The sequence below is a fragment of the Caldovatus aquaticus genome (genome assembly GCF_019458025.1).
GTDB classification, from domain to species: domain Bacteria; phylum Pseudomonadota; class Alphaproteobacteria; order Acetobacterales; family Acetobacteraceae; genus Caldovatus; species Caldovatus aquaticus.
In genome coordinates, this window is sequence record NZ_JAHZUY010000071.1 from 1 (window position 1) to 18,010 (window position 18,010).

Genomic DNA, 18,010 nt, shown 5'->3' on the forward strand with positions numbered 1-18,010 from the left:
CCCGCCTTCGATCCGGCCGCCTTGCCGCCGATCGAGAGCCTGACACCGGAGAGCGACATCCGCGACTTCCTGCGCGCGGAGGTTCCCGAGGCGCTGCGGCGGGCGGCGCTGCGGCGCCTCTGGGTGCTCGATCCGGCGATCCGCGGCTTCGTGGGACCGGCCGACTACGCCTGGGATTTCAACGCCCCCGGCGGGGCGCCCGGGTTCGCGCCGGCGCTCGGCGGCGATGCGGCGCGGCTGATCGCCCGCGCGCTCGGGCCGGGGCAGGCCGGGCCGGCGCCGGAACGCGCGGCGCCGGAGCCGGCGGCCGCGCCGCCGCCCGCGGAGCCGGCCCTCTCCGGCGGCGAGGCTCCGGCCGGCTCCCCGGCCCCGCCCGCCGTCTCGCTCCCGGCACCGCCGGCGACGGCTGCGGTGCCGGAGCGCGCGGCGGGGGCGGCGGAGCGCGCGGCGGAGGGGGAACGGCCGGCAGAGCGGCGGCGCCACGGCGGCGCGTTGCCGGCCTGACGTCTCGTCCGGTCCTCCGGGCAGCGGGGACGCGGCGCCTCTCGCGCCAAATTGCTGGATTTGCGCGGAGTCCTGTGCTCTGATCCCGGCGCTCGAGTCCGCCGTGGCGACGACGGGGCCACCGCGGCGCCGGGCCGCGAGAAGCGACAGGGATGGAGACGGGCACGCAGGATCGGGTGCAGGCGGACCGCGCGGGACTGTTCGCGGTCCTCGGGCGGCTGCTCGCGGCGCCGCCGGATGCCGCGCTGCTGGAGCGCCTGGGCGCGGCCCTCTCCCGGCCGCCCGAGGCGACGCCGCTCGGCCGCGCCTGCGCCGGCCTGGCCGCGGCCGCCGGCGCGGCCGATCCCGCCCGGGTGGAGCGCGAGTACTTCGAGCTCTTCATCGGCCTCGGGCGGGGCGAGCTGCTGCCCTACGCCTCCTACTACCTCACCGGGTTCCTGCACGAGCGGCCGCTGGCCGAACTGCGCGGCACGCTGCGCCGTCTCGGCGTGGCGCGCGCGCCCGGCGTGGCGGAGCCCGAGGACCACATCGCCTTCCTGTGCGAGACCTTCGCCGGCCTGCTCTCCGGCGCGTTCGGGGCGCAGGGCGAGGCGGCGGCCGGCGACTTCTTCGCGCGCCACCTGCGCCCGTGGGCGGCACGGTTCTTCGCCGATCTCGAGGGCGCCAGGGCGGCGCGCTTCTATCGCGCGGTCGGCGCGCTCGGCCGGACCGCGATCGAGATCGAGCTGGCGGCGGCGGAGCTGCCGGCATGACGGACAGACCATGGGGAAGGAGCCGCCCATGAGCGGAAGGACGGACGGAACGGCGGAGCGGCGCGGATTCCTGCGCGCGCTCGGTCTCGCGGCGGCCGGCGCCACCGCCGCAGGCGCCGCGGCGGCGCAGACGCGGGCCGATTCGGTGCCCGCCGGGCAGGCGCGCAAGGAGAACGAGCAGCAGCGCGTCGCGGCGCGCTACCGCGAGACCGACCACGTCAAGGCCTACTACCGCACCAACCGCTACGAGCACTGAGAGCGAAGGGGGAGACGCCGGGATGCTGATCAAGCGCTCCGACCGCCAGATCGCCCAGTCGGCGCGGGCCGGGAAGCGGCTCGCCGCCGCCTATGAAGGCCTCTCCGCCGGCGGGCTCGACCGCCGCGCCTTCCTTCGCCAGGCCGGGCTCGGCGGGGTCGGGCTGGCGGCGCTCGGCACCGCGCTCGGCGGGCCGCGCCTGGCGCAGGCCGCCGGTGCGACGGGGGTGATCGACCACGCCAAGCCGGTGGAGATCCGGCGCAACATCTGCACCCACTGCTCGGTCGGCTGCACCGTGACGGCGGAGGTGCAGGAGGGCGTCTGGGTCGGCCAGGAGCCGACCTGGGACAGCCCGATCAACCGCGGCACGCACTGCGCCAAGGGCGCCGCGATCCGCGAGCTGGTGCACGGCGACCGGCGGCTGAAGTACCCGATGAAGCTCGCCGGCGGGCAGTGGCAGCGCATCTCCTGGGACCAGGCGCTGACGGAGATCGCCGACAAGCTGATGGAGATCCGCGCCGCCTCCGGCCCCGATGCGGTGTTCTGGCTCGGCAGCGCCAAGTTCTCCAACGAGGGCGCCTATCTCTACCGCAAGCTCGCCGCCTTCTGGGGCACCAACACGGTGGACCACCAGGCGCGCATCTGCCACTCGACGACGGTGGCGGGGGTGGCCAACACCTGGGGCTACGGCGCGCAGACCAACAGCTACAACGACATCCGCAACTCCAAGACCGTCATCATCATGGGCGGGAACCCGGCGGAGGCGCACCCGGTCTCGCTGCAGCACGTGCTCTCCGGCAAGGAGATCAACCGCGCCAACCTGATCGTCATCGATCCGCGCTTCACCCGCACCGCGGCGCACGCCACCGAGTACGTGCGCATCCGCCCCGGCACCGACATCCCGGTCATCTGGGGCATGCTCTGGCACATCTTCGAGAACGGCTGGGAGGACAAGGAATTCATCCGCCAGCGCGTGTACGGGATGGACGAGGTGCGCCGCGAGGTCGCGAAGTGGAACCCGCAGGAGGTCGAGCGGGTCACCGGCGTGCCCGGGGAGCAGCTCAGGCGGGTGGCGCAGATGTTCGCCACCCAGAAGCCCGCGACGCTGGTCTGGTGCATGGGCGCGACGCAGAAGACCGTGGGCACGGCGAACGTGCGCGCCTTCTGCACCCTGCTGCTGGCCACCGGCAACGTCGGCATCAGCGGCGGCGGCGCCAACATCTTCCGCGGCCACTGCAACGTGCAGGGGGCGACCGACCTCGGGCTCGATGTCGTCACCCTGCCGCTCTACTACGGCCTCGACGAGAACGCCTGGCGCCACTGGTGCCGGGTGTGGGACGTCTCCTACGACAGCATGCTTGCCCGCTTCGAGAGCAAGCAGATGATGGAGACGCCGGGCATCCCCTCCACCCGCTACTTCGACGCGGTGCTGCTGCCGAAGGACCAGGTGCAGCAGCGCGACAACCTGAAGGCGATGGTGGTGTTCGGGCACGGCGGCAACACCGTCACCCGCATGCCGGAGGCGCAGAAGGGGCTGGAGAAGCTCGAGCTGCTGGTGGTCGCCGACCCGCACCCGACCACCTTCGCCGTGCTCGGCAACCGGCGCGAGAACACCTACCTGCTGCCGATCTGCACCCAGCTCGAGACCTCGGGCAGCCGCACCGCCTCCAACCGCTCGCTGCAGTGGGGCGAGAAGATCGTGGACCCGATCTTCGAGTCGAAGGACGACTACGAGGCGATCTGGCGGCTCACCGGCGCGCTCGACCGCGCGGCGGAGAGGCGGAACATGCCGATCCGCTTCCAGGCCGACATGTTCAAGCACATCGAGGTGGTGAACGGCCGGCCGACGCCGGAGAGCATCCTGCGCGAGATCAACCGCGGCGGCTGGAGCGCCGGCTACTGCGGCCAGTCGCCGGAGCGGCTGAAGGCGCACATGCGCCACCAGCGCCACTTCGACCTGGTGACGCTGCGCGCGGGGCCGGACGCGCCGGAGGAGGTGCGCGGCGACTACTACGGCCTGCCGTGGCCGTGCTGGGGCCCGCCGGAGCTGCGCCATCCGGGCACCCACATCCTCTACAACACCAACCTGCACGTGATGGACGGCGGCGGCACCTTCCGCGCCCGCTTCGGGGTGGAGCGCAACGGCGTCTCGCTGCTCGCCGAAGGGTCCTACTCCAAGGGCTCGGAGATCCAGGACGGCTATCCGGAGTTCACCGTCGCGGTGCTCAAGCGGCTCGGCTGGTTCGACGAGCTGACGGCGGAGGAGAAGGCCTCGCTCGAGCGCCACTTCGGCGCCAACATCGACCGCGCCTCCTGGGCCACCGACCTCTCGGGCGGCATCCAGCGCGTGGCGATGAAGCACGGCTGCGTGCCCTACGGCAACGCCAAGGCGCGGGCGGTGGCCTGGAACCTGCCCGACCCGGTGCCGGTGCACCGGGAGCCGATCTACACGCCGCGCACCGACCTGATCGCGCAGTACCCGACGCTGCCCGACCGGCGCGCGTTCCGGCTGCCGCATCTCGGGCAGAGCGTGCAGAACCGCTCGCTGCAGGTGGCGCGCGACTACCCGATCATCCTCACCACCGGGCGCCTCGTGGAGTACGAGGGCGGCGGCGAGGAGACGCGCTCCAACAAGTGGCTGGCCGAGCTGCAGCAGGACATGTTCATCGAGATCAACCCGGCGGATGCCGCCGAGCGGGGCCTGCGCGACGGCGCCTGGGCGCTGGTGCGCGGCCCGGAGATGCCGGAGGGCAAGTTCATCAAGGTGAAGGCGCTGGTGACGGAGCGCGTCGGGCGCGGCGTCGCCTTCATGCCCTTCCACTTCGCCGGCTGGTTCATGCAGGAGGACCAGCGGCGCAAGTACCCGCAGGGCACCGACCCGATCGTGCTCGGCGAGAGCGCGAACACGGTCACGACCTACGGCTACGACCCGGTGACCTTCATGCAGGAGGCGAAGGTCACGATCTGCCAGATCCGCGCGGCCTGAGGGGGAGGAACGTCACATGGCCCGCATGAAGTTCCTCTGCGACAGCGACCGCTGCATCGAGTGCAACGCCTGCGTCACCGCGTGCAAGAACGAGCACGAGGTGCCCTGGGGCATCAACCGGCGCCGCGTCGTCACCATCAACGACGGCCGGCCCGGCGAGCGCTCGATCAGCATGGCCTGCATGCACTGCACCGACGCGCCCTGCGCGGCGGTCTGCCCGGTCTCCTGCTTCTACACGACGGCCGACGCCATCGTGCTGCACGACAAGGACCTGTGCATCGGCTGCGGCTACTGCTTCTACGCCTGCCCCTTCGGGGCGCCGCAGTACCCGCGCGTCGGCAACTTCGGCTCGCGCGGCAAGATGGACAAGTGCACCTTCTGCGCCGGCGGACCGCAGCAGGACAACACCCGGGCGGAGTACATCCAGTACGGCTCCAACCGCATCGCCGAGGGCAAGCTGCCGCTCTGCGCCGAGATGTGCTCGACCAAGGCGCTGCTCGCCGGGGACGGGGAGATCATCGCCACCATCTACCGCGAGCGGGTGCAGCGGCGCGGCTACGGCTCCGGCGCCTGGGGCTGGCGGACCGCCTATCGCGAGACGGTGTCCATCTGAGGAGCGCCCCGCCATGCGTCGCACGTTGCTGATCGCCGCGCTGCTCCTCGCCCTGCCCTGGCTGGCGGCGACGCAGGGCCAGGCGCAGACGGCGCCCGCCGCTCCGGGGCGGAACCCGATCTCGGCGGAGGAGCTCGAACTCCAGAGCGCGCTGCGCGGCGGGGTGGTGGACGGGCGCGTCTCGATCCCCAACCCGCAGGCCGCGGTGCTGATCCAGCCGGAAGGGCGCGACTGGCGCGCCTTCCACAACGTCACCCTCGCCTGGGTCGGCGGCATCGCGGTGCTCGGGATGCTGGGCGTGCTGGTGCTCTACCACCTCGTCCACGGCACCACCCGCATCGCCGGCGGCCGGTCCGGCAGCACCATCCTGCGCTTCCCGACGATCGAGCGGGCGAACCACTGGATGGTGGCGACGAGCTTCGTCGTGCTCGCGCTCTCCGGCCTGAACCTGACCTTCGGGCGCCACGTCCTCCTGCCGCTGCTCGGGCCGGAGGCCTTCGCCGCGCTCAGCCAGTGGGGGAAGTACGCCCACAACTTCCTGGCCTTCCCCTTCACCCTCGGCATCGTGGTGATGCTGCTGCTCTGGGTGAAGGACAACCTGCCGACGTGGGTGGACTGGGAGTGGCTGAAGGCCGGGGGCGGCCTGTTCGGCGGCGCCCATCCGCCGGCAGAGCGGTTCAACGCCGGCCAGAAGCTGATGTTCTGGATCACCGTGCTCGGCGGCGGCGTGGTGGCGGCCACCGGCTTCCTGCTGCTCTTCCCCTTCGCAGCCACCGACATCGCCGGCATGCAGCTCTCGCACATGCTGCACAGCATCCTGGCGGTGCTGATGATCGCGGTGATCCTCGGCCACATCTACATCGGCACCCTCGGCGTGGAGGGCGCGTGGGATGCGATGAGCACCGGCGAGGTGGACGTGAACTGGGCCCTCCAGCATCACCGGCTGTGGGCCGAGGCGCAGCTCGCCAGGGAGCGGGCCGAGGCGGCCGCCGCGCCCGGCGCCGTGCACGCGGGCGCGGCCGACTGAGCCGCCCCGGCGCCGGGGCGCCCGTCGCGCGGCCGAGGCGCGCCAGGCCTCGGCCCGGTGCGACGCACTCTACAGGCGGACGCCTTCGGTGCGGTAGGCGTCGCTCGCGTAGCGCTGCACGCCGGTATCGAGCAGGACGGCGGCAGCGAGCGCCAGGATGACGGCAGCCAGGATACCGGTCAGGATCGCCTTCACGGCACGGTCCTCCGCGCAGCGGAACGTTCTTCAACCTATGGGATGCGGGCGGCGGCGGCGCAAGGGGAGACGGCGCTTCCGGCGCGCGCCGCGCTCCGCGGGGCTCGTCCGGCAGGTGCGACCGCGGCAGTGGCGGAGGAGGGAACGACCGTGAAGATCGGCGCGGCAATGTTCTTCACCGACTACTCCATGGCCCCCGGCGAGCTCGCCCGGGCGCTGGAGGAGCGCGGCTTCGAATCGCTCTGGGCGCCGGAGCATTCGCACATCCCGCTCTCCCGCCGCTCGCCCTTCCCCGCGGGCGGCGAGATCCCGAAAGAGTACTACGACGTGATGGATCCCTTCGTCTCGCTCGCCGCCGCGGCGGCGGCGACGACGCGGCTCAAGGTCGGCACCGGCGTCTGCCTCGTCGTGCAGCGCGATCCGATCCAGACGGCGAAGCTGGTGGCCTCGCTGGATCAGGTTTCGGGCGGGCGGTTCCTCTTCGGCGTCGGCAACGGCTGGAACGCCGAGGAGATGGCGAACCACGGGACCGCCTTCGCCACCCGCCACCGGCTCGCCCGCGAGCGCATCGAGGCGATGAAGGTCATCTGGACCCGCTCCAGGCCCGAATACCACGGCGAATTCGTGGACTTCGACCCGATCATGACCTGGCCGAAGCCGGTGCAGAAGCCGCACCCGCCGGTGATCGTCGGCGGCGCCTTCCCCTACGGCGCGCGGCGCGCCTTGCGCTACGGCGACGGCTGGATGCCGCACCGCAGGCGCCCGGCCTATGCCGACGTCGCGGCGCTGATCCCGGAGTTCCGCCGGATGGAGGCGGAGGCCGGGCGCTCCGTCCCGATCACCATCTGGGGCGCGAGCGAGGACCTCGACCTGCTGCGGCGCGACCGCGACCTCGGGGTGGAACGCGTCGTGGTGCAGTTCCCCTCGGCCGGGGCGGACGCGGTCCTGCCCGCGCTCGACCGCTGGGCGGCGGTGATCGCGCGCCTCGCCGCGTGAGGTGATCCGCCGCCCGCGCCGCCGCGGGACGGCGTCGTTCCCCGCCGCGATGCCCGCCGGGGCCTCGGCGCCAGGCGGGCGGGCCGTTGCGCCGGCGCGTCCGGCCCCGCATCCTGCGCCACGACGGAGGCGCCACCATGGACGAGGATTTCCGCGCGGCCGCGCTCGACTACCACCGCCTGCCGCGCCCCGGGAAGATCAGCATCGAGCCGACCAAGCGCATGGCCACGCAGCGCGATCTCGCGCTCGCCTACTCCCCCGGCGTGGCCGCCGCCTGCGAGGCGATCGCGCGCGATCCCGACGCCGCCTTCGACTACACCGCGCGCGGCAACCTCGTCGCCGTGGTCTCCAACGGCACCGCCGTGCTCGGCCTCGGCGCGATCGGCGCGCTGGCGAGCAAGCCGGTGATGGAGGGCAAGGCGGTCCTGTTCAAGAAGTTCGCCGGCATCGACGCGATCGACATCGAGATCGAGGAGCGCGATCCCGAACGCCTGATCGCGGTGATCGCCGCGCTCGAACCCTCCTTCGGCGCGATCAACCTCGAGGACATCAAGGCCCCCGAGTGCTTCGTGGTCGAGCGGGCGCTGCGCGAGCGCATGCGCATCCCGGTCTTCCACGACGACCAGCACGGCACCGCGATCATCGTCGCCGCCGCGGTGCGCAACGGGCTGCTGCTGCAGGGCAAGCGGCTGGAGGAGGTGAAGCTCGTCTGCTCCGGCGCCGGCGCCGCCGCGCTGGCCTGCCTCGACCTGCTGGTGAGCATGGGGCTCCGGCGCGAGAACGTCACCGTCTGCGACATCGCCGGCGTGGTCTACGAGGGCCGCACCGAGCTGATGGACCCCTGGAAGGCGCGCTACGCCCGCGCCACCGAGGCGCGCACGCTCGAACAGGCGCTGCCCGGCGCCGACGTCTTCCTCGGCCTCTCCGCGCCGCGCGTGCTGAAGCCGGAGTGGCTGCCGCTGCTCGCGCCGAAGCCGCTGGTGCTCGCGCTCGCCAACCCGGAGCCGGAGATCCTGCCCGAGGCGGTGCGCGCCGCGCGCCCGGACGCGATCGTGGCGACCGGCCGCTCGGACTATCCGAACCAGGTCAACAACGTCCTCTGCTTCCCCTTCATCTTCCGCGGCGCGCTCGATGTCGGCGCCACCACGATCAACGAGGCGATGAAGATGGCGGCGGTGGAGGCGCTCGCCGGCCTCGCCCGCATGGAGGCCTCCGAGGTGGTCGCCGCGGCCTATGGCGGCCAGGCGCCGGTGTTCGGGCCGGACTACATCATCCCCAAGCCCTTCGACCCGCGGCTGATCCTCGAGATCGCGCCGGCGGTGGCGCGCGCGGCGATGGAGAGCGGGGTGGCGCGGCGCCCGATCGCCGACTTCGCCGCCTACCGCCACGGGCTGGAACGGTTCGTCTTCCGCTCCGGCAACCTGATGCGCCCGGTGTTCGAGGCGGCGCGCCGCGCCCCGCGCCGCGTCGTCTATGCCGAGGGCGAGGACGAGCGGACGCTGCGCGCGGTGCAGACCGTGCTCGACGAGGGGCTCGCCGAGCCGATCCTGATCGGCCGCCGCGCGGTGATCACGGAGCGCGTGCGGGCGATGGGGCTGCGCATGGACCTCGGGCAGAGCGTGCGCGTGCTCGATCCGGAGGCGGATGCGGAGGTGTTCGGGCCGCTGCTCCCGCCCTACCAGCGCCGGGTCGGGCGCCGCGGCGTGCCGCCCGATTCCGCCGAGCGCCGCCTGCGCACCCGCCCGACGGTGGCGGCGGCGATGGTGCTGGAGGCCGGCCTCGCCGACGCCTGCATCGCCGGCGGCACCGGTGACTGGCTGCGCCACTGGCACTACGCCTTCGACGTGATCGGCAAGCGCGAGGACGTGGGCCGCGTCTATGCCCTCTCCGGCGTGATCATGCGCACCGGCGAGACGCTGTTCGTGGTGGACACGCACCTGGTGGTGGACCCGACGCCGGAGCAGATCGCGGAGATGACCTGCCTCGCCGCCGAGCAGGTGCGCGCCTTCGGCATCGCGCCGAAGGCGGCGCTGCTTTCGCACTCCTCCTTCGGCGCCTCGCACGCGCCCTCGGCCAAGAAGATGCGCGAGGCGCTGCGGCTGATCCGCGCGCGCGAACCGGGGCTCGAGGTGGACGGCGAGATGCACGCCGATGCCGCGCTGGTGCCGGCGATCCGCGCCCGCGCGGTGCCGGACTCGACGCTCTCCGACACCGCGAACCTGCTGGTGATGCCGACGCTGGATGCGGCGAACATCGCCTTCAACCTGGTCAAGGCGGCGACCGACGGGCTGCAGATCGGGCCGCTGCTGCTCGGGATGCGCAGGCCGATCCACGTGCTGGTGCCGAGCGTGACCGCGCGCGGCATCGTCAACGTCACCGCGCTGGCGGTGGCGCAGGCGCAGCAGGCGGGGGCGCGGGAGGGATGACCATCCGGTCGAGGGGGTGACCATGCCGAAGGAGCAACGGAGCTATTGGCTCGTTCTGTTCAGTTGGACAACATGGCAGGAATTCCTCGCCGCCGGCGGCACGACGGCCGGGTTCCGGGAGAGCCGCTGGAAGACGGTGGAGCAGATCAGGCCGGGCGATTACCTGCTCTGCTATCTGACAGGGGTCTCGCGCTGGATCGGCATACTGGAAGTGACGGGCGCACCGTTCCAGAGCAGCGAGCCGATCTGGAAGGATGCCGTTTTCCCCGCCCGCCTTCCGGTGCGCGTGGTGGCGAAGCTGGAGCCGGCCACAGCGGTGCCCGTCCTCGCGATGAAGGATAGGCTGTCGGCGTTCCACGATCTCAAGAGCCCGCACGCCTGGACCGTCCGGTTCCGCCAGTCGCCCGCGAAGTGGCCCGCGGCGGACGGCGAGGCGGTGGTCGCGGCGGTGATGGAGGCGGTGCGCAACCCGACACCCCGCCCCTTCGACTCGGCGAAGCTGAACAAGACGCCGTCCGTGCTTAAGATGGCATCCGGCGAGACCGTGACGGTCCCCGAGGACGAGCCGGAAACCGCTGGCGCCGCGGCGCCGGCCGCGACCGGCGCCCAGGACGCCGTCTCGGTCTCGAGCCCGGCTGGAGCGCCGGACGAGTCGGCCCACACCGAGATCCAGTGGCTTCTCGCCAAGCTCGCCTGCGACCTCGGGCTCGAGGTCTGGGTGGCCAAGAACGACCTCGGCTAGAGCTACAAGGGCAATTCGTTCAAGGACCTTCCTGGGCTCAAGAGCAAGCTGCCGCTGAGCTTCGATCCGGCCACGATCAAGACGATCGAGCTGATCGACGTGATCTGGCTGAAAGGCAACGCGATCCTCGGCGCCTTCGAGATCGAGAGCACGACGCAGGTCTACTCCGGCCTGTTGCGGTTGGCCGACCTGATCGCCATGCAGCCCAACCTGAACATCCCGCTCTACATCGTGGCGCCCAGGGAACGGCGCCAGAAGGTGCTCGCCGAGGTCAACCGCCCGGTGTTCGCGAAACTCAAGCCGCCGATGAGCGAGATGTGCTCCTTCCTGAGCTTCGAGGCGCTGCGCGAGTGGCTCGCCCAGGCCGGATCGTTCGTCAAGCACATGCGGCCCGAGGTCCTCGAGGATCTCGCCGAGTCCTGCGTCATCCTCGACGACGAGGCTTGACCGGCGCGCTCCGGGCGCGCCGGGCGGGAGCGATCCCCCGCCGCCCGCGGTCCGCCGCGGCGCTCAGCCCCTCAGCAGCACCACCGCCTCGATCTCCACCGCGATGCCGCGCGGCAGGCTGCCCATGCCGACGGCGGAGCGCGCCGGGCGCCCGTTCTCGCCCAGCACCTCGACGAACAGGTCGGTGCAGCCGTTGATCACCTCCGGCTGCTCGCCGAAGTCGGGCACCGCATTGACCATGCCGAGCACCTTCAGCACGGTGTCCACGCGGTCGAGCGAGCCCGCCGCCGCGCGCATGTTGGCGAGCAGGTTCAGCCCGCAGATCCGCGCCGCCTCGTAGGCCTGCGCCACGGTCAGCCCGGCGCCGACCTTGCCGCAGATCGTGCTGCCGTCCGGCCGGCGCGGCCCGACGCCGGAGAGGAACAGCAGGTTGCCGCCGATGCGCCAGGGCACGTAGTTGGCGATCGGCCTGGTCGGCGGCGGCAGGGCAAGGCCCAGCTCCCGCAGGCGCTGCTCGGCGCTCATCCTTCTCTCCTCCTCGTCGCCGCACGGGGCGGGGCGGAGGTGCCCGGCCCGCCCGCCTGCGCGCGTCTCAGCGCGCGGTCGCGCTCAGCCCCAGCATCTGCTGGATCTCCGCCGGCCCGCCCGGCGCGGCGCCCTGGAAGCGGGCGAAGGGGATCGGCTCCGGCGGCGCGGCGGTGATCTCGATCTCGCGCGCCTGGCCGCGGAGGAAGCGCTGCACCGCGTCGCGGATCGCGTCGAGCGCACCCTTGCCCGGCGCGCCCAGGGCGCCTCCGGCCATGGCCGCATACTGCTCGCGCAACTGCTGCTCGGGCGTGCGCGTCTGCCGCGCCTGCTCGCGCACGAAGCGGGCGTAGAGCGACTGGTCCACATAGCGGATGCCGGCCGAGACCAGCCGCATGCCGCTGTAGTCCAGCATCTCCAGCGCCTGCTGCGTCGCGCCGTCCACGACGAGCGAAAGCGCCAGCGCGCCGATCTCGCGTCCCGCCAGCGAGAAGGAGGCGAGCTCGACCCGCCCGCTCGGCGCGTCGTAGCTCCCGTCCATGGCCAGCTCGAGCACCAGCGCGTCGTAGCCGAAGCGCCGCAGCCACTGCTCGAGGCCGGGCACGGCTCCGATCCGGATGCCGCGGATCGCGAGGCTGCCGGTGCCGGAGCCCTGCGCGTCCTGCTCGCCGCTGGCGCGGGCCGAGGCGACGCTGACGATCGTCCGCCTGCCGGCGCCGACCTGGAGATCCTCCATCTCCAGCGCCTGCCGGCCGGCGGCGGGGCGCGGCGGCGGCTGGTGCTCCACCGCGGCGCGGAGCAGCGTCGCGGCATCGAGGCCGCGGGCCAGCAGGCGGCCGAGGCGGACGCGGTCGGCCTCGCGGTTGCGCGGCATGCCGATGTCGAGGCCGGAGAGGGCGAACCTGGTCGGCCTGCCCGGCCCGTATTCCTCGATGTCGAGCTGGTGGAAGGCGATACTCGCCTCCGGGTCGGGCGCCGCGAACCCCTGGAGGCGGATCGCATCGGCGCGGATCATGTCGGGCAGCAGTTCCTGGCCCGGCGGGCGCTGCACGACCATGCCGCCGAGCCGCAGCTCCGCGAGCGTGAAGGTCACCGCCTCTCCCTCGCGGCCGGTCAGGTTGCGCGCGATCGCCTCGCCCACGCCGTCCTCGCGCAGGCCGTCGAGGATCAGCTCGTCGGCGGTGACGCTCCTCGCCCCGTTGCGCAGCGTGACGGCGCTCAGCCGCACGGCGCCGCGGGCCGGGTCGGTGGTCTCGGCGGTGCCGTAGTCCAGGGTGCTGCCGGGCGGCAGCAGGCTGCGCAGCCGCGCCAGCGCGGCGGGCTCGCCGGGCGGCGGCGCGGTAGGCGGCGTTGCCGGCGCCGGAGAGGCGACGGGCGGCGGGACGGCGGGCTGCGGCTCGGCGCCGAGAGGCGGGGGCTTGCCCGCCGGCGCGGTGGCCTGCGGCGCGACGGGCGGCCGGGGCGCAGGCTGGGGAAGCGCCCGCGGCGGGACGGCGGCGGGCGGTGGCGCGGCACCGAGCGGCGGCGGCTTCTGCTGCGCCAGGCCGGGCGCGCCGGGTCCGGCGAGGCAGGCGGCGGCGATGGCGATGACGGCGGTGCGGCGCTTCATGAACGGGCTCCCCCTCGCATCAGGCGGCCGGAATCGGCTCCTTCTCGGCGTCCGGCGGCCGGCCGGCACGGGGGGCGCCGGACGCCGGTGGTTCCGTCCCTCCGGACGAACGCGCGCGCTCGCACGGCCGGCATCGCGCATCGCCGCCGGATGCCATTAGAACCCGAGCCGTGGCCGCGCGCCACCGCCACCTGCGGCGCCGCAGGGCCGCCGCGGGGCAATTCGGCGCCAGTCTCCCTGGCGCCTCTGGCGCCGGCCGCCGGGCGGAACACATAGTCCGGCATGAGCAAGGTGCCCGACCGGACCGGCACGGGGCCCGGCAGCGGGGTGGTGCCCGCCTCCGACGCCGTGGCCGCGTTCCTGCGCACGGTGGAAAGTCTCCCGCAGCCGGTCCGCCCGGCGAGCGGGCGGCGCGGCCGGCTCATCTTCGCGGTGGATGCCACCGCCAGCCGCCAGCCGACCTGGGACCGCGCCTGCCACCTGCAGGCCGAGATGTTCCTCGCCACGCGCGACCTCGGCGGCCTCGCCGTGCAGCTCGCCTACTGGCGCGGATACCGCGACTTCGCCGCGACCCCCTTCCTCACCGAGGCGGAGGAGCTGGCCCGCCGCATGACCGGCGTGCAGTGCCTCGGCGGCCAGACCCAGGTGCTGCGGGCGCTGCGCCACGCGAAGGCGGAGACGGCGCGGGAACGGGTCCACGCCCTGGTCCTGGTCGGCGACGCCTTCGAGGAGGAGATCGATCCGGCATGCCACGAGGCCGGAGAGCTGCGCCTGCGCGGCACCGCGGTGTTCTGCTTCCACGAAGGCTCGGACGCGCGGGCGGCCAGCGCCTTCCGCCAGATCGCGCAGGTCTCGGGCGGCGCCTACGCGCCCTTCGACTCGGGCAGCGCCGAGACGCTGCGGGCCCTGCTGCGTGCCGTCGCGGTGTACGCCGCCGGCGGGCACGCCGCCCTTGCCCGCCTGCCCGGGCGGGCGGCGCAGGCGATCGCCGGCCAGTTGCCGGCGCCGCCGGGCGGCCGCCGGTAGTCCGGCCCGGCATGGCGGCGGGGGAAGAGGACGATGGCGGGGCGCGCAGGGAGGGCGGCCGGGCGGCGGCAAGTGTCGGCCTCCGCCGTCCCGCCGGCGGCCGTTGGCGCCGCGGGGCGGGCCGCGGCGTAGGGGGGCCGGTCGGCGATGCTGGTCTGGCTGGCCCTCGGAGGCATGGCGCTGCTGGCGGTCCTGGTGCTGCTCCAGGGCTTTGCGCAGGCGAGCCTGGCCACCCTGCGGGTCGCGCTCATGGCCGTCGGCGGGGCACTTGCGCTCGGCCTGGTCGCGGCGCTGGTCGCGTCCGGGCGCGCCGGCCAGGCGCTCGGCCTCCTCGCCTTCGTCGCGCCGCTGCTCTGGACCGCCTGGCTGCGCTGGCGGGGGGCGCGGCGCTTCTCGCGCCCGGCCGGCGGCAGCGACGGCGCCGCCGCGGCGCAGCAGACCCAGGTGGAGACGGCCACGCTCGTCATGACGCTCGACCTTGCGAGCGGCCGGATGAGCGGGCGCGTGCGACGCGGCCGCTACGCCGGGGCCGAGCTCGCCGAGCTTCCGCTCGCGGATCTCCTCGCCCTTCTCGGCGACTGCCGGGCCGCGGACCCGGAGAGCGTGCCGCTGCTGGAGGCCTGGCTCGACCGCGTGCAGCCGGACTGGCGCGCCGCCGCGGCGGCGGGGGGCACGGAGGGCGGCGGCACGCCGCCGCCCCCGCGCGAGCGGGGCGGGCGCATGGACCGCGCCGAGGCGCTCGCCGTCCTGGGCCTCGAGGAGGGCGCGACCGAGGAGGAGATCCGCGCCGCCCACCGGCGGCTGATGCGCGCGGTGCATCCGGACAGCGGCGGCAGCGCCTGGCTCGCAGCGCGGCTGAACGAGGCGCGCGACACGTTGCTGCGAGGCTGACCCTGTCCCGCCGCCTCGCGCCCCGCGCCGTCGCGCCCGACGGCCCGCGCCGGCCCTGCCGCGCCGTGCCGGCACCCCCGCCGCCACATTTCCGGCGCCTTGAGCGCGTTCGTCTGTCGTCATCGCAACCGAGGATTCGCCCGTCGTGATCAAGCCCTTGCGCAAGGCCGTCCTGCCCGTCGCCGGCCTCGGCACGCGCTTCCTGCCCGCCACCAAGGCGATGGCGAAGGAGATGCTGCCGGTGGTGGACAAGCCGCTGATCCAGTACGCGGTCGAGGAGGCGCGCGCCGCCGGGATCGAGCTGTTCTGCTTCGTCACCGGCCGCGGCAAGACCGCGCTCGTCGAGCATTTCGACGTCGCCTACGAGCTCGAGCGCACGCTCGAGGAGCGCGGCAAGCGGGCGGAGCTCGAGCTGCTGCGTGCCGCGGCGGTGGAGCCGGGCTCGGTCGTGACCGTGCGCCAGCAGGTGCCGCTCGGCCTCGGCCACGCGGTCTGGTGCGCGCGCGCCTTCATCGGCGACGAGCCCTTCGCCGTGCTGCTGCCCGACGACCTGATGCTGTGCGACACGCCCTGCCTCGCCCAGCTCGCCGAGGCCTATCGCGAGACCGGCGGCAACGTGGTGGCGATCGAGGAGGTGCCGCGGGAGCGGGTGAGCCGCTACGGCGTGCTGGAGGTGGAGCGCGACCTGGGCCGGCTGGTCAGCGTCAAGGGGCTGGTGGAGAAGCCGCCGGTCGAACGCGCGCCGTCCAACCTGACGATCATCGGCCGCTACGTGCTGATGCCGGAGGTGATCGGGCATCTGGCGCGGATGGAGCGCGGCGCCGGCGGCGAGGTGCAGCTCACCGACGCGATGGCGAAGCTGATCGGGCATCAGCCCTTCCACGGCCTGCGCTACGAGGGCCGGCGCTTCGACTGCGGCGACAAGGCGGGGTTCCTGGAGGCGCAGGTCGCCTTCGCGCTGAAGCGGCCGGACCTCGCCCCGGCGATGCGCGCGATCCTGCGCCGCTACGCCTGAGGGCGGGCGCGCCCGTGGCGAGCGCCGCTCGGCGCGGCGCGGGGGGCATGGCGCGGGCGGCATAGCGCGTCGGCGCCGGGGCCCCGCGGGCGCCGCCGCCATGCCGCCGCCGGCCGGGAAGGCGGGCAGGGCCTGCGGCACCGCCACCACCAGCGCGCCGCAGGCGAGCAGCGCCACTGCCGCCGCGCCGATGAGGAGGCGGCTCCGCGGCAGCGTCTTCTCGGCGAAGATGAGGGCGGTGACGGCCGCCATGGCGGCGATGTTCGTCATGCCGAGCGGGAGCAGGATGGCGAACAGGAGCCAGCGGCAGCCCAGGCACCAGCCTCCGTGCGCGAGGCCCATCCGCAGGACCCCTGCCGTCCCGTCGCGCCACGCCGTCATGAGGAAGGAGAGCGGCGTGCGGCACTTCGAGAGGCAGAGCGCCTTCCGCGGCGTGAACTGGCAGAGCCCGGCAGCGACGAGGACGCCGCCGCCGATCCGGGCGGCGGAGGCCGGGAGCGCGGCGCGCGCGGCGAGGGCCTCCGCCGCCAGCGCCGGGGCGCAGGCGGCGGTGCCGGACAGCGTCCAGACCGGCATGCAGCCGGCGAGGAACACCCGGGTGGCGACGACGGCCTGGCCGCGCCGCCGCCGCTCCGCCGGCACGCGAGGGGAGGCGAGGACCATCGGCGCGGCGGCCGGGAACATCATGGCGACCGTCATCGTCGCCCAGATCGCCAGGAAGAGCGGCGCGCGCAGTCCCCTGGTGGGCGAGGCCATCGCCATGTCCGTGCCGGACCCGGCGCCCGGTCCGTGCGCGGCGGACAGCACCATCGCCCGCGCTGCCGCCGCGAGGGCGAGCAGGAGCGTGCGGTGGGCCGCCAGCGGATCGGCCCGGGCGGTGTCGTCCATGACGGGCTCTCCCGGGGGACGGCGCCGTGCCGGTGCGCAGGCGCAGACCGCCGGCAGGCGCCCGCCGCTCGCGTGCGGCGCCAGGGCCGTTGCCGCCCGGCCGTGCCCGCGGCAACGGCTCCGGGTGTCGTCTGTCGAGCGGATTCACGCTCCCGGCCGTTTCCAGCCGTCCGCGATCCGCTCTAGGCCGACCAGCGGATCGGGGCGTAGTGGCCGTTCCTGCCGGAGTGGTCCCAGCGGAGGCCGTGGTCGTCGTAGCGGCTGTCCGGGCCGCCGGCGGCGAGCGCGAGCCGGTTTGGCGCGAAGGGGTGGCCCGCGCTCGTCCCGATCTCGCCGCCCTCGGGGAGGGTCGGGAGGGGCGCGACCGCCCTGCGCAGGATGCCCGGGGTCTCGGCCGAGCGTGTCCTGCCCTCGACCGCGTAGCGGATCGGCGCCTTCCGCACGCCGAGATGCCTGCCGACGAGCGGCGCGAAGGCCGCCATCGGCCCGCCTGCGGCGCCGCCGAAGACGGCCTCGAGCGCGGCGGCCTGCCGGTCGTCGGCGCGCTCGTCGATGGAGGCGGCGAGCGCCCAGTCGCCGTCCGCCACCGGGCCGGGCGCGTGGCCGGCCGCGGCGACGTCGAGCCCGTCGAGCGGCACGTCGTCGTGGTGTCCCTGCGCGCCATGGAAGGCGATGGCGACCTCGCACACGCTTCTGCGCGGACGCGCCGTCAGGGGCGCCTCGGTCGAGACGAGACACGGGCAGACCCCCTCGCAACTTCAGTCGGTTCTCGAAGTCGTCGCCGGGGAGTTGCCACCGCTCCTGCTGCGCCGTCATCGCGATGCCTCCCCGCGCTGCGCTGCCGTTGCCGTCCGGCGCCAGGGCGGCACCGCGGGGCGGGGCGGTCACGAGTGCCGGAGGGTCGGGGCCGCGTGCCGGCGGCGGCCGCGGGGCGGTCAGCCGGGACGGCGGCTCCGGGCCGGGCCTGCCGCGCCGCCGCCGGCCTGGGCCGGCCGCGTGCGGGAGACGGTGGCGGAGGCGGCGCGGCTGCTCGTGTCGCCCTGCTCGATCCGGCGCGGCGTCGTGGCGGCGCGGGCCGCGCCGCGCCTGCCGCCCGACGCCGCGGGCAGGCT

Annotated in this window: 16 protein-coding genes and 2 pseudogenes; 13 read left to right on the top strand and 5 right to left on the bottom strand. The window is 74.3% G+C overall.

What is annotated here, in order from left to right; translation table 11 throughout:
• The 6 genes from K1J50_RS16695 to K1J50_RS16720 all read left to right on the top strand — a co-directional run.
• On the top strand, positions 1-504 hold a 504-nt coding region (locus K1J50_RS16695; RefSeq protein ID WP_220118900.1), incomplete at its 5' end, for a DUF3306 domain-containing protein.
• Between the two features lie 152 nt (positions 505-656).
• The gene (locus K1J50_RS16700) at positions 657-1,256 is read left to right on the top strand and encodes a TorD/DmsD family molecular chaperone (RefSeq protein WP_220118901.1); all 600 of its coding nucleotides are present in this window, start codon (positions 657-659) and stop codon (positions 1,254-1,256) included.
• Between the two features lie 28 nt (positions 1,257-1,284).
• Entirely contained in the window at positions 1,285-1,512 is a 228-nt protein-coding gene (locus K1J50_RS16705; RefSeq protein WP_220118902.1) for a hypothetical protein, read from the top strand.
• Positions 1,513-1,534: 22 nt separating this feature from the next.
• Complete coding sequence (locus tag K1J50_RS16710; RefSeq protein ID WP_220118903.1) at positions 1,535-4,498, top strand: formate dehydrogenase subunit alpha; 2,964 nt, start codon at positions 1,535-1,537, stop codon at positions 4,496-4,498.
• A 16-nt stretch (positions 4,499-4,514) separates the two neighbouring features.
• A complete protein-coding gene (gene fdh3B, locus K1J50_RS16715; protein WP_220118904.1) occupies positions 4,515-5,111 on the top strand; it encodes a formate dehydrogenase FDH3 subunit beta in 597 nt (198 codons plus the stop codon).
• 13 nt (positions 5,112-5,124) lie between these two features.
• Positions 5,125-6,138: a formate dehydrogenase subunit gamma gene (locus K1J50_RS16720; RefSeq protein ID WP_220118905.1), complete on the top strand. Its 1,014-nt coding sequence runs from the start codon at positions 5,125-5,127 to the stop codon at positions 6,136-6,138.
• Between the two features lie 69 nt (positions 6,139-6,207).
• Here K1J50_RS16720 and K1J50_RS19280 read toward each other — a convergent pair whose 3' ends face one another.
• Positions 6,208-6,333, bottom strand: a complete 126-nt coding sequence (locus tag K1J50_RS19280) for a hypothetical protein (RefSeq protein ID WP_255575388.1) — start codon at positions 6,331-6,333, stop codon at positions 6,208-6,210.
• A 150-nt stretch (positions 6,334-6,483) separates the two neighbouring features.
• On the opposite strand from K1J50_RS19280, the gene K1J50_RS16725 reads away from it, so the two are divergent.
• From K1J50_RS16725 to K1J50_RS16740, 4 genes are all read left to right on the top strand, one after another.
• A complete protein-coding gene (locus K1J50_RS16725) occupies positions 6,484-7,329 on the top strand; it encodes an LLM class F420-dependent oxidoreductase (RefSeq protein ID WP_220118906.1) in 846 nt (281 codons plus the stop codon).
• A 137-nt stretch (positions 7,330-7,466) separates the two neighbouring features.
• On the top strand, positions 7,467-9,755 hold the full coding sequence (locus K1J50_RS16730) for an NADP-dependent malic enzyme (RefSeq protein ID WP_220118907.1): 2,289 nt from the start codon (positions 7,467-7,469) through the stop codon (positions 9,753-9,755).
• A gap of 22 nt (positions 9,756-9,777) precedes the next feature.
• Entirely contained in the window at positions 9,778-10,497 is a 720-nt protein-coding gene (locus K1J50_RS16735) for an EVE domain-containing protein (RefSeq protein ID WP_220118908.1), read from the top strand.
• A gap of 99 nt (positions 10,498-10,596) precedes the next feature.
• Positions 10,597-10,944 (top strand): hypothetical protein, encoded by a 348-nt coding sequence (locus K1J50_RS16740; RefSeq protein WP_220118909.1) that lies wholly within the window; start codon positions 10,597-10,599, stop codon positions 10,942-10,944.
• Positions 10,945-11,007: 63 nt separating this feature from the next.
• Here K1J50_RS16740 and K1J50_RS16745 read toward each other — a convergent pair whose 3' ends face one another.
• The gene (locus tag K1J50_RS16745) at positions 11,008-11,469 is read right to left on the bottom strand and encodes a RidA family protein (RefSeq protein ID WP_220118910.1); all 462 of its coding nucleotides are present in this window, start codon (positions 11,467-11,469) and stop codon (positions 11,008-11,010) included.
• Positions 11,470-11,536: 67 nt separating this feature from the next.
• Positions 11,537-13,078 (bottom strand): hypothetical protein, encoded by a 1,542-nt coding sequence (locus K1J50_RS19450; protein ID WP_220118911.1) that lies wholly within the window; start codon positions 13,076-13,078, stop codon positions 11,537-11,539.
• 282 nt (positions 13,079-13,360) lie between these two features.
• Here K1J50_RS19450 and K1J50_RS16755 point away from each other — a divergent pair, with 282 nt between their 5' ends.
• The 3 genes from K1J50_RS16755 (at position 13,361) to galU (ending at position 16,010) form a co-directional block, all read left to right on the top strand.
• Positions 13,361-14,104: a vWA domain-containing protein gene (locus tag K1J50_RS16755; RefSeq protein WP_220118912.1), complete on the top strand. Its 744-nt coding sequence runs from the start codon at positions 13,361-13,363 to the stop codon at positions 14,102-14,104.
• A gap of 147 nt (positions 14,105-14,251) precedes the next feature.
• Entirely contained in the window at positions 14,252-14,995 is a 744-nt protein-coding gene (locus tag K1J50_RS19290) for a J domain-containing protein (protein WP_255575389.1), read from the top strand.
• A gap of 145 nt (positions 14,996-15,140) precedes the next feature.
• Positions 15,141-16,010, top strand: coding sequence for a UTP--glucose-1-phosphate uridylyltransferase GalU (gene galU, locus K1J50_RS16765; protein ID WP_220118913.1), 870 nt, complete (start codon positions 15,141-15,143; stop codon positions 16,008-16,010).
• Positions 16,011-16,172: 162 nt separating this feature from the next.
• Here the strand turns inward: galU and K1J50_RS19655 are convergent.
• Both K1J50_RS19655 and K1J50_RS16775 read right to left on the bottom strand, forming a co-directional pair.
• Positions 16,173-16,898: pseudogene (locus K1J50_RS19655) on the bottom strand (DUF2182 domain-containing protein); the annotation flags it as partial.
• A gap of 182 nt (positions 16,899-17,080) precedes the next feature.
• Positions 17,081-17,644 (bottom strand): annotated as a pseudogene (locus K1J50_RS16775) (DUF1326 domain-containing protein); the annotation flags it as partial.
• Positions 17,645-18,010 lie beyond the last annotated feature (366 nt).

Excerpts from the sequence above, each read along its gene's own strand:
- K1J50_RS16700 (WP_220118901.1), top strand. The coding sequence starts at position 657 with ATGGAGACGGGCACGCAGGATCGGGTGCAGGCGGACCGCGCGGGACTG.
- K1J50_RS16705 (WP_220118902.1), top strand. The coding sequence starts at position 1,285 with ATGAGCGGAAGGACGGACGGAACGGCGGAGCGGCGCGGATTCCTGCGC.
- K1J50_RS16710 (WP_220118903.1), top strand. The coding sequence starts at position 1,535 with ATGCTGATCAAGCGCTCCGACCGCCAGATCGCCCAGTCGGCGCGGGCC.
- fdh3B (WP_220118904.1), top strand. The coding sequence starts at position 4,515 with ATGGCCCGCATGAAGTTCCTCTGCGACAGCGACCGCTGCATCGAGTGC.
- K1J50_RS16720 (WP_220118905.1), top strand. The coding sequence starts at position 5,125 with ATGCGTCGCACGTTGCTGATCGCCGCGCTGCTCCTCGCCCTGCCCTGG.
- K1J50_RS16730 (WP_220118907.1), top strand. The coding sequence starts at position 7,467 with ATGGACGAGGATTTCCGCGCGGCCGCGCTCGACTACCACCGCCTGCCG.
- K1J50_RS16735 (WP_220118908.1), top strand. The coding sequence starts at position 9,778 with ATGCCGAAGGAGCAACGGAGCTATTGGCTCGTTCTGTTCAGTTGGACA.
- K1J50_RS16745 (WP_220118910.1), bottom strand. The coding sequence starts at position 11,469 with ATGAGCGCCGAGCAGCGCCTGCGGGAGCTGGGCCTTGCCCTGCCGCCG.
- K1J50_RS19450 (WP_220118911.1), bottom strand. The coding sequence starts at position 13,078 with ATGAAGCGCCGCACCGCCGTCATCGCCATCGCCGCCGCCTGCCTCGCC.
- K1J50_RS16755 (WP_220118912.1), top strand. The coding sequence starts at position 13,361 with ATGAGCAAGGTGCCCGACCGGACCGGCACGGGGCCCGGCAGCGGGGTG.
- K1J50_RS19290 (WP_255575389.1), top strand. The coding sequence starts at position 14,252 with ATGCTGGTCTGGCTGGCCCTCGGAGGCATGGCGCTGCTGGCGGTCCTG.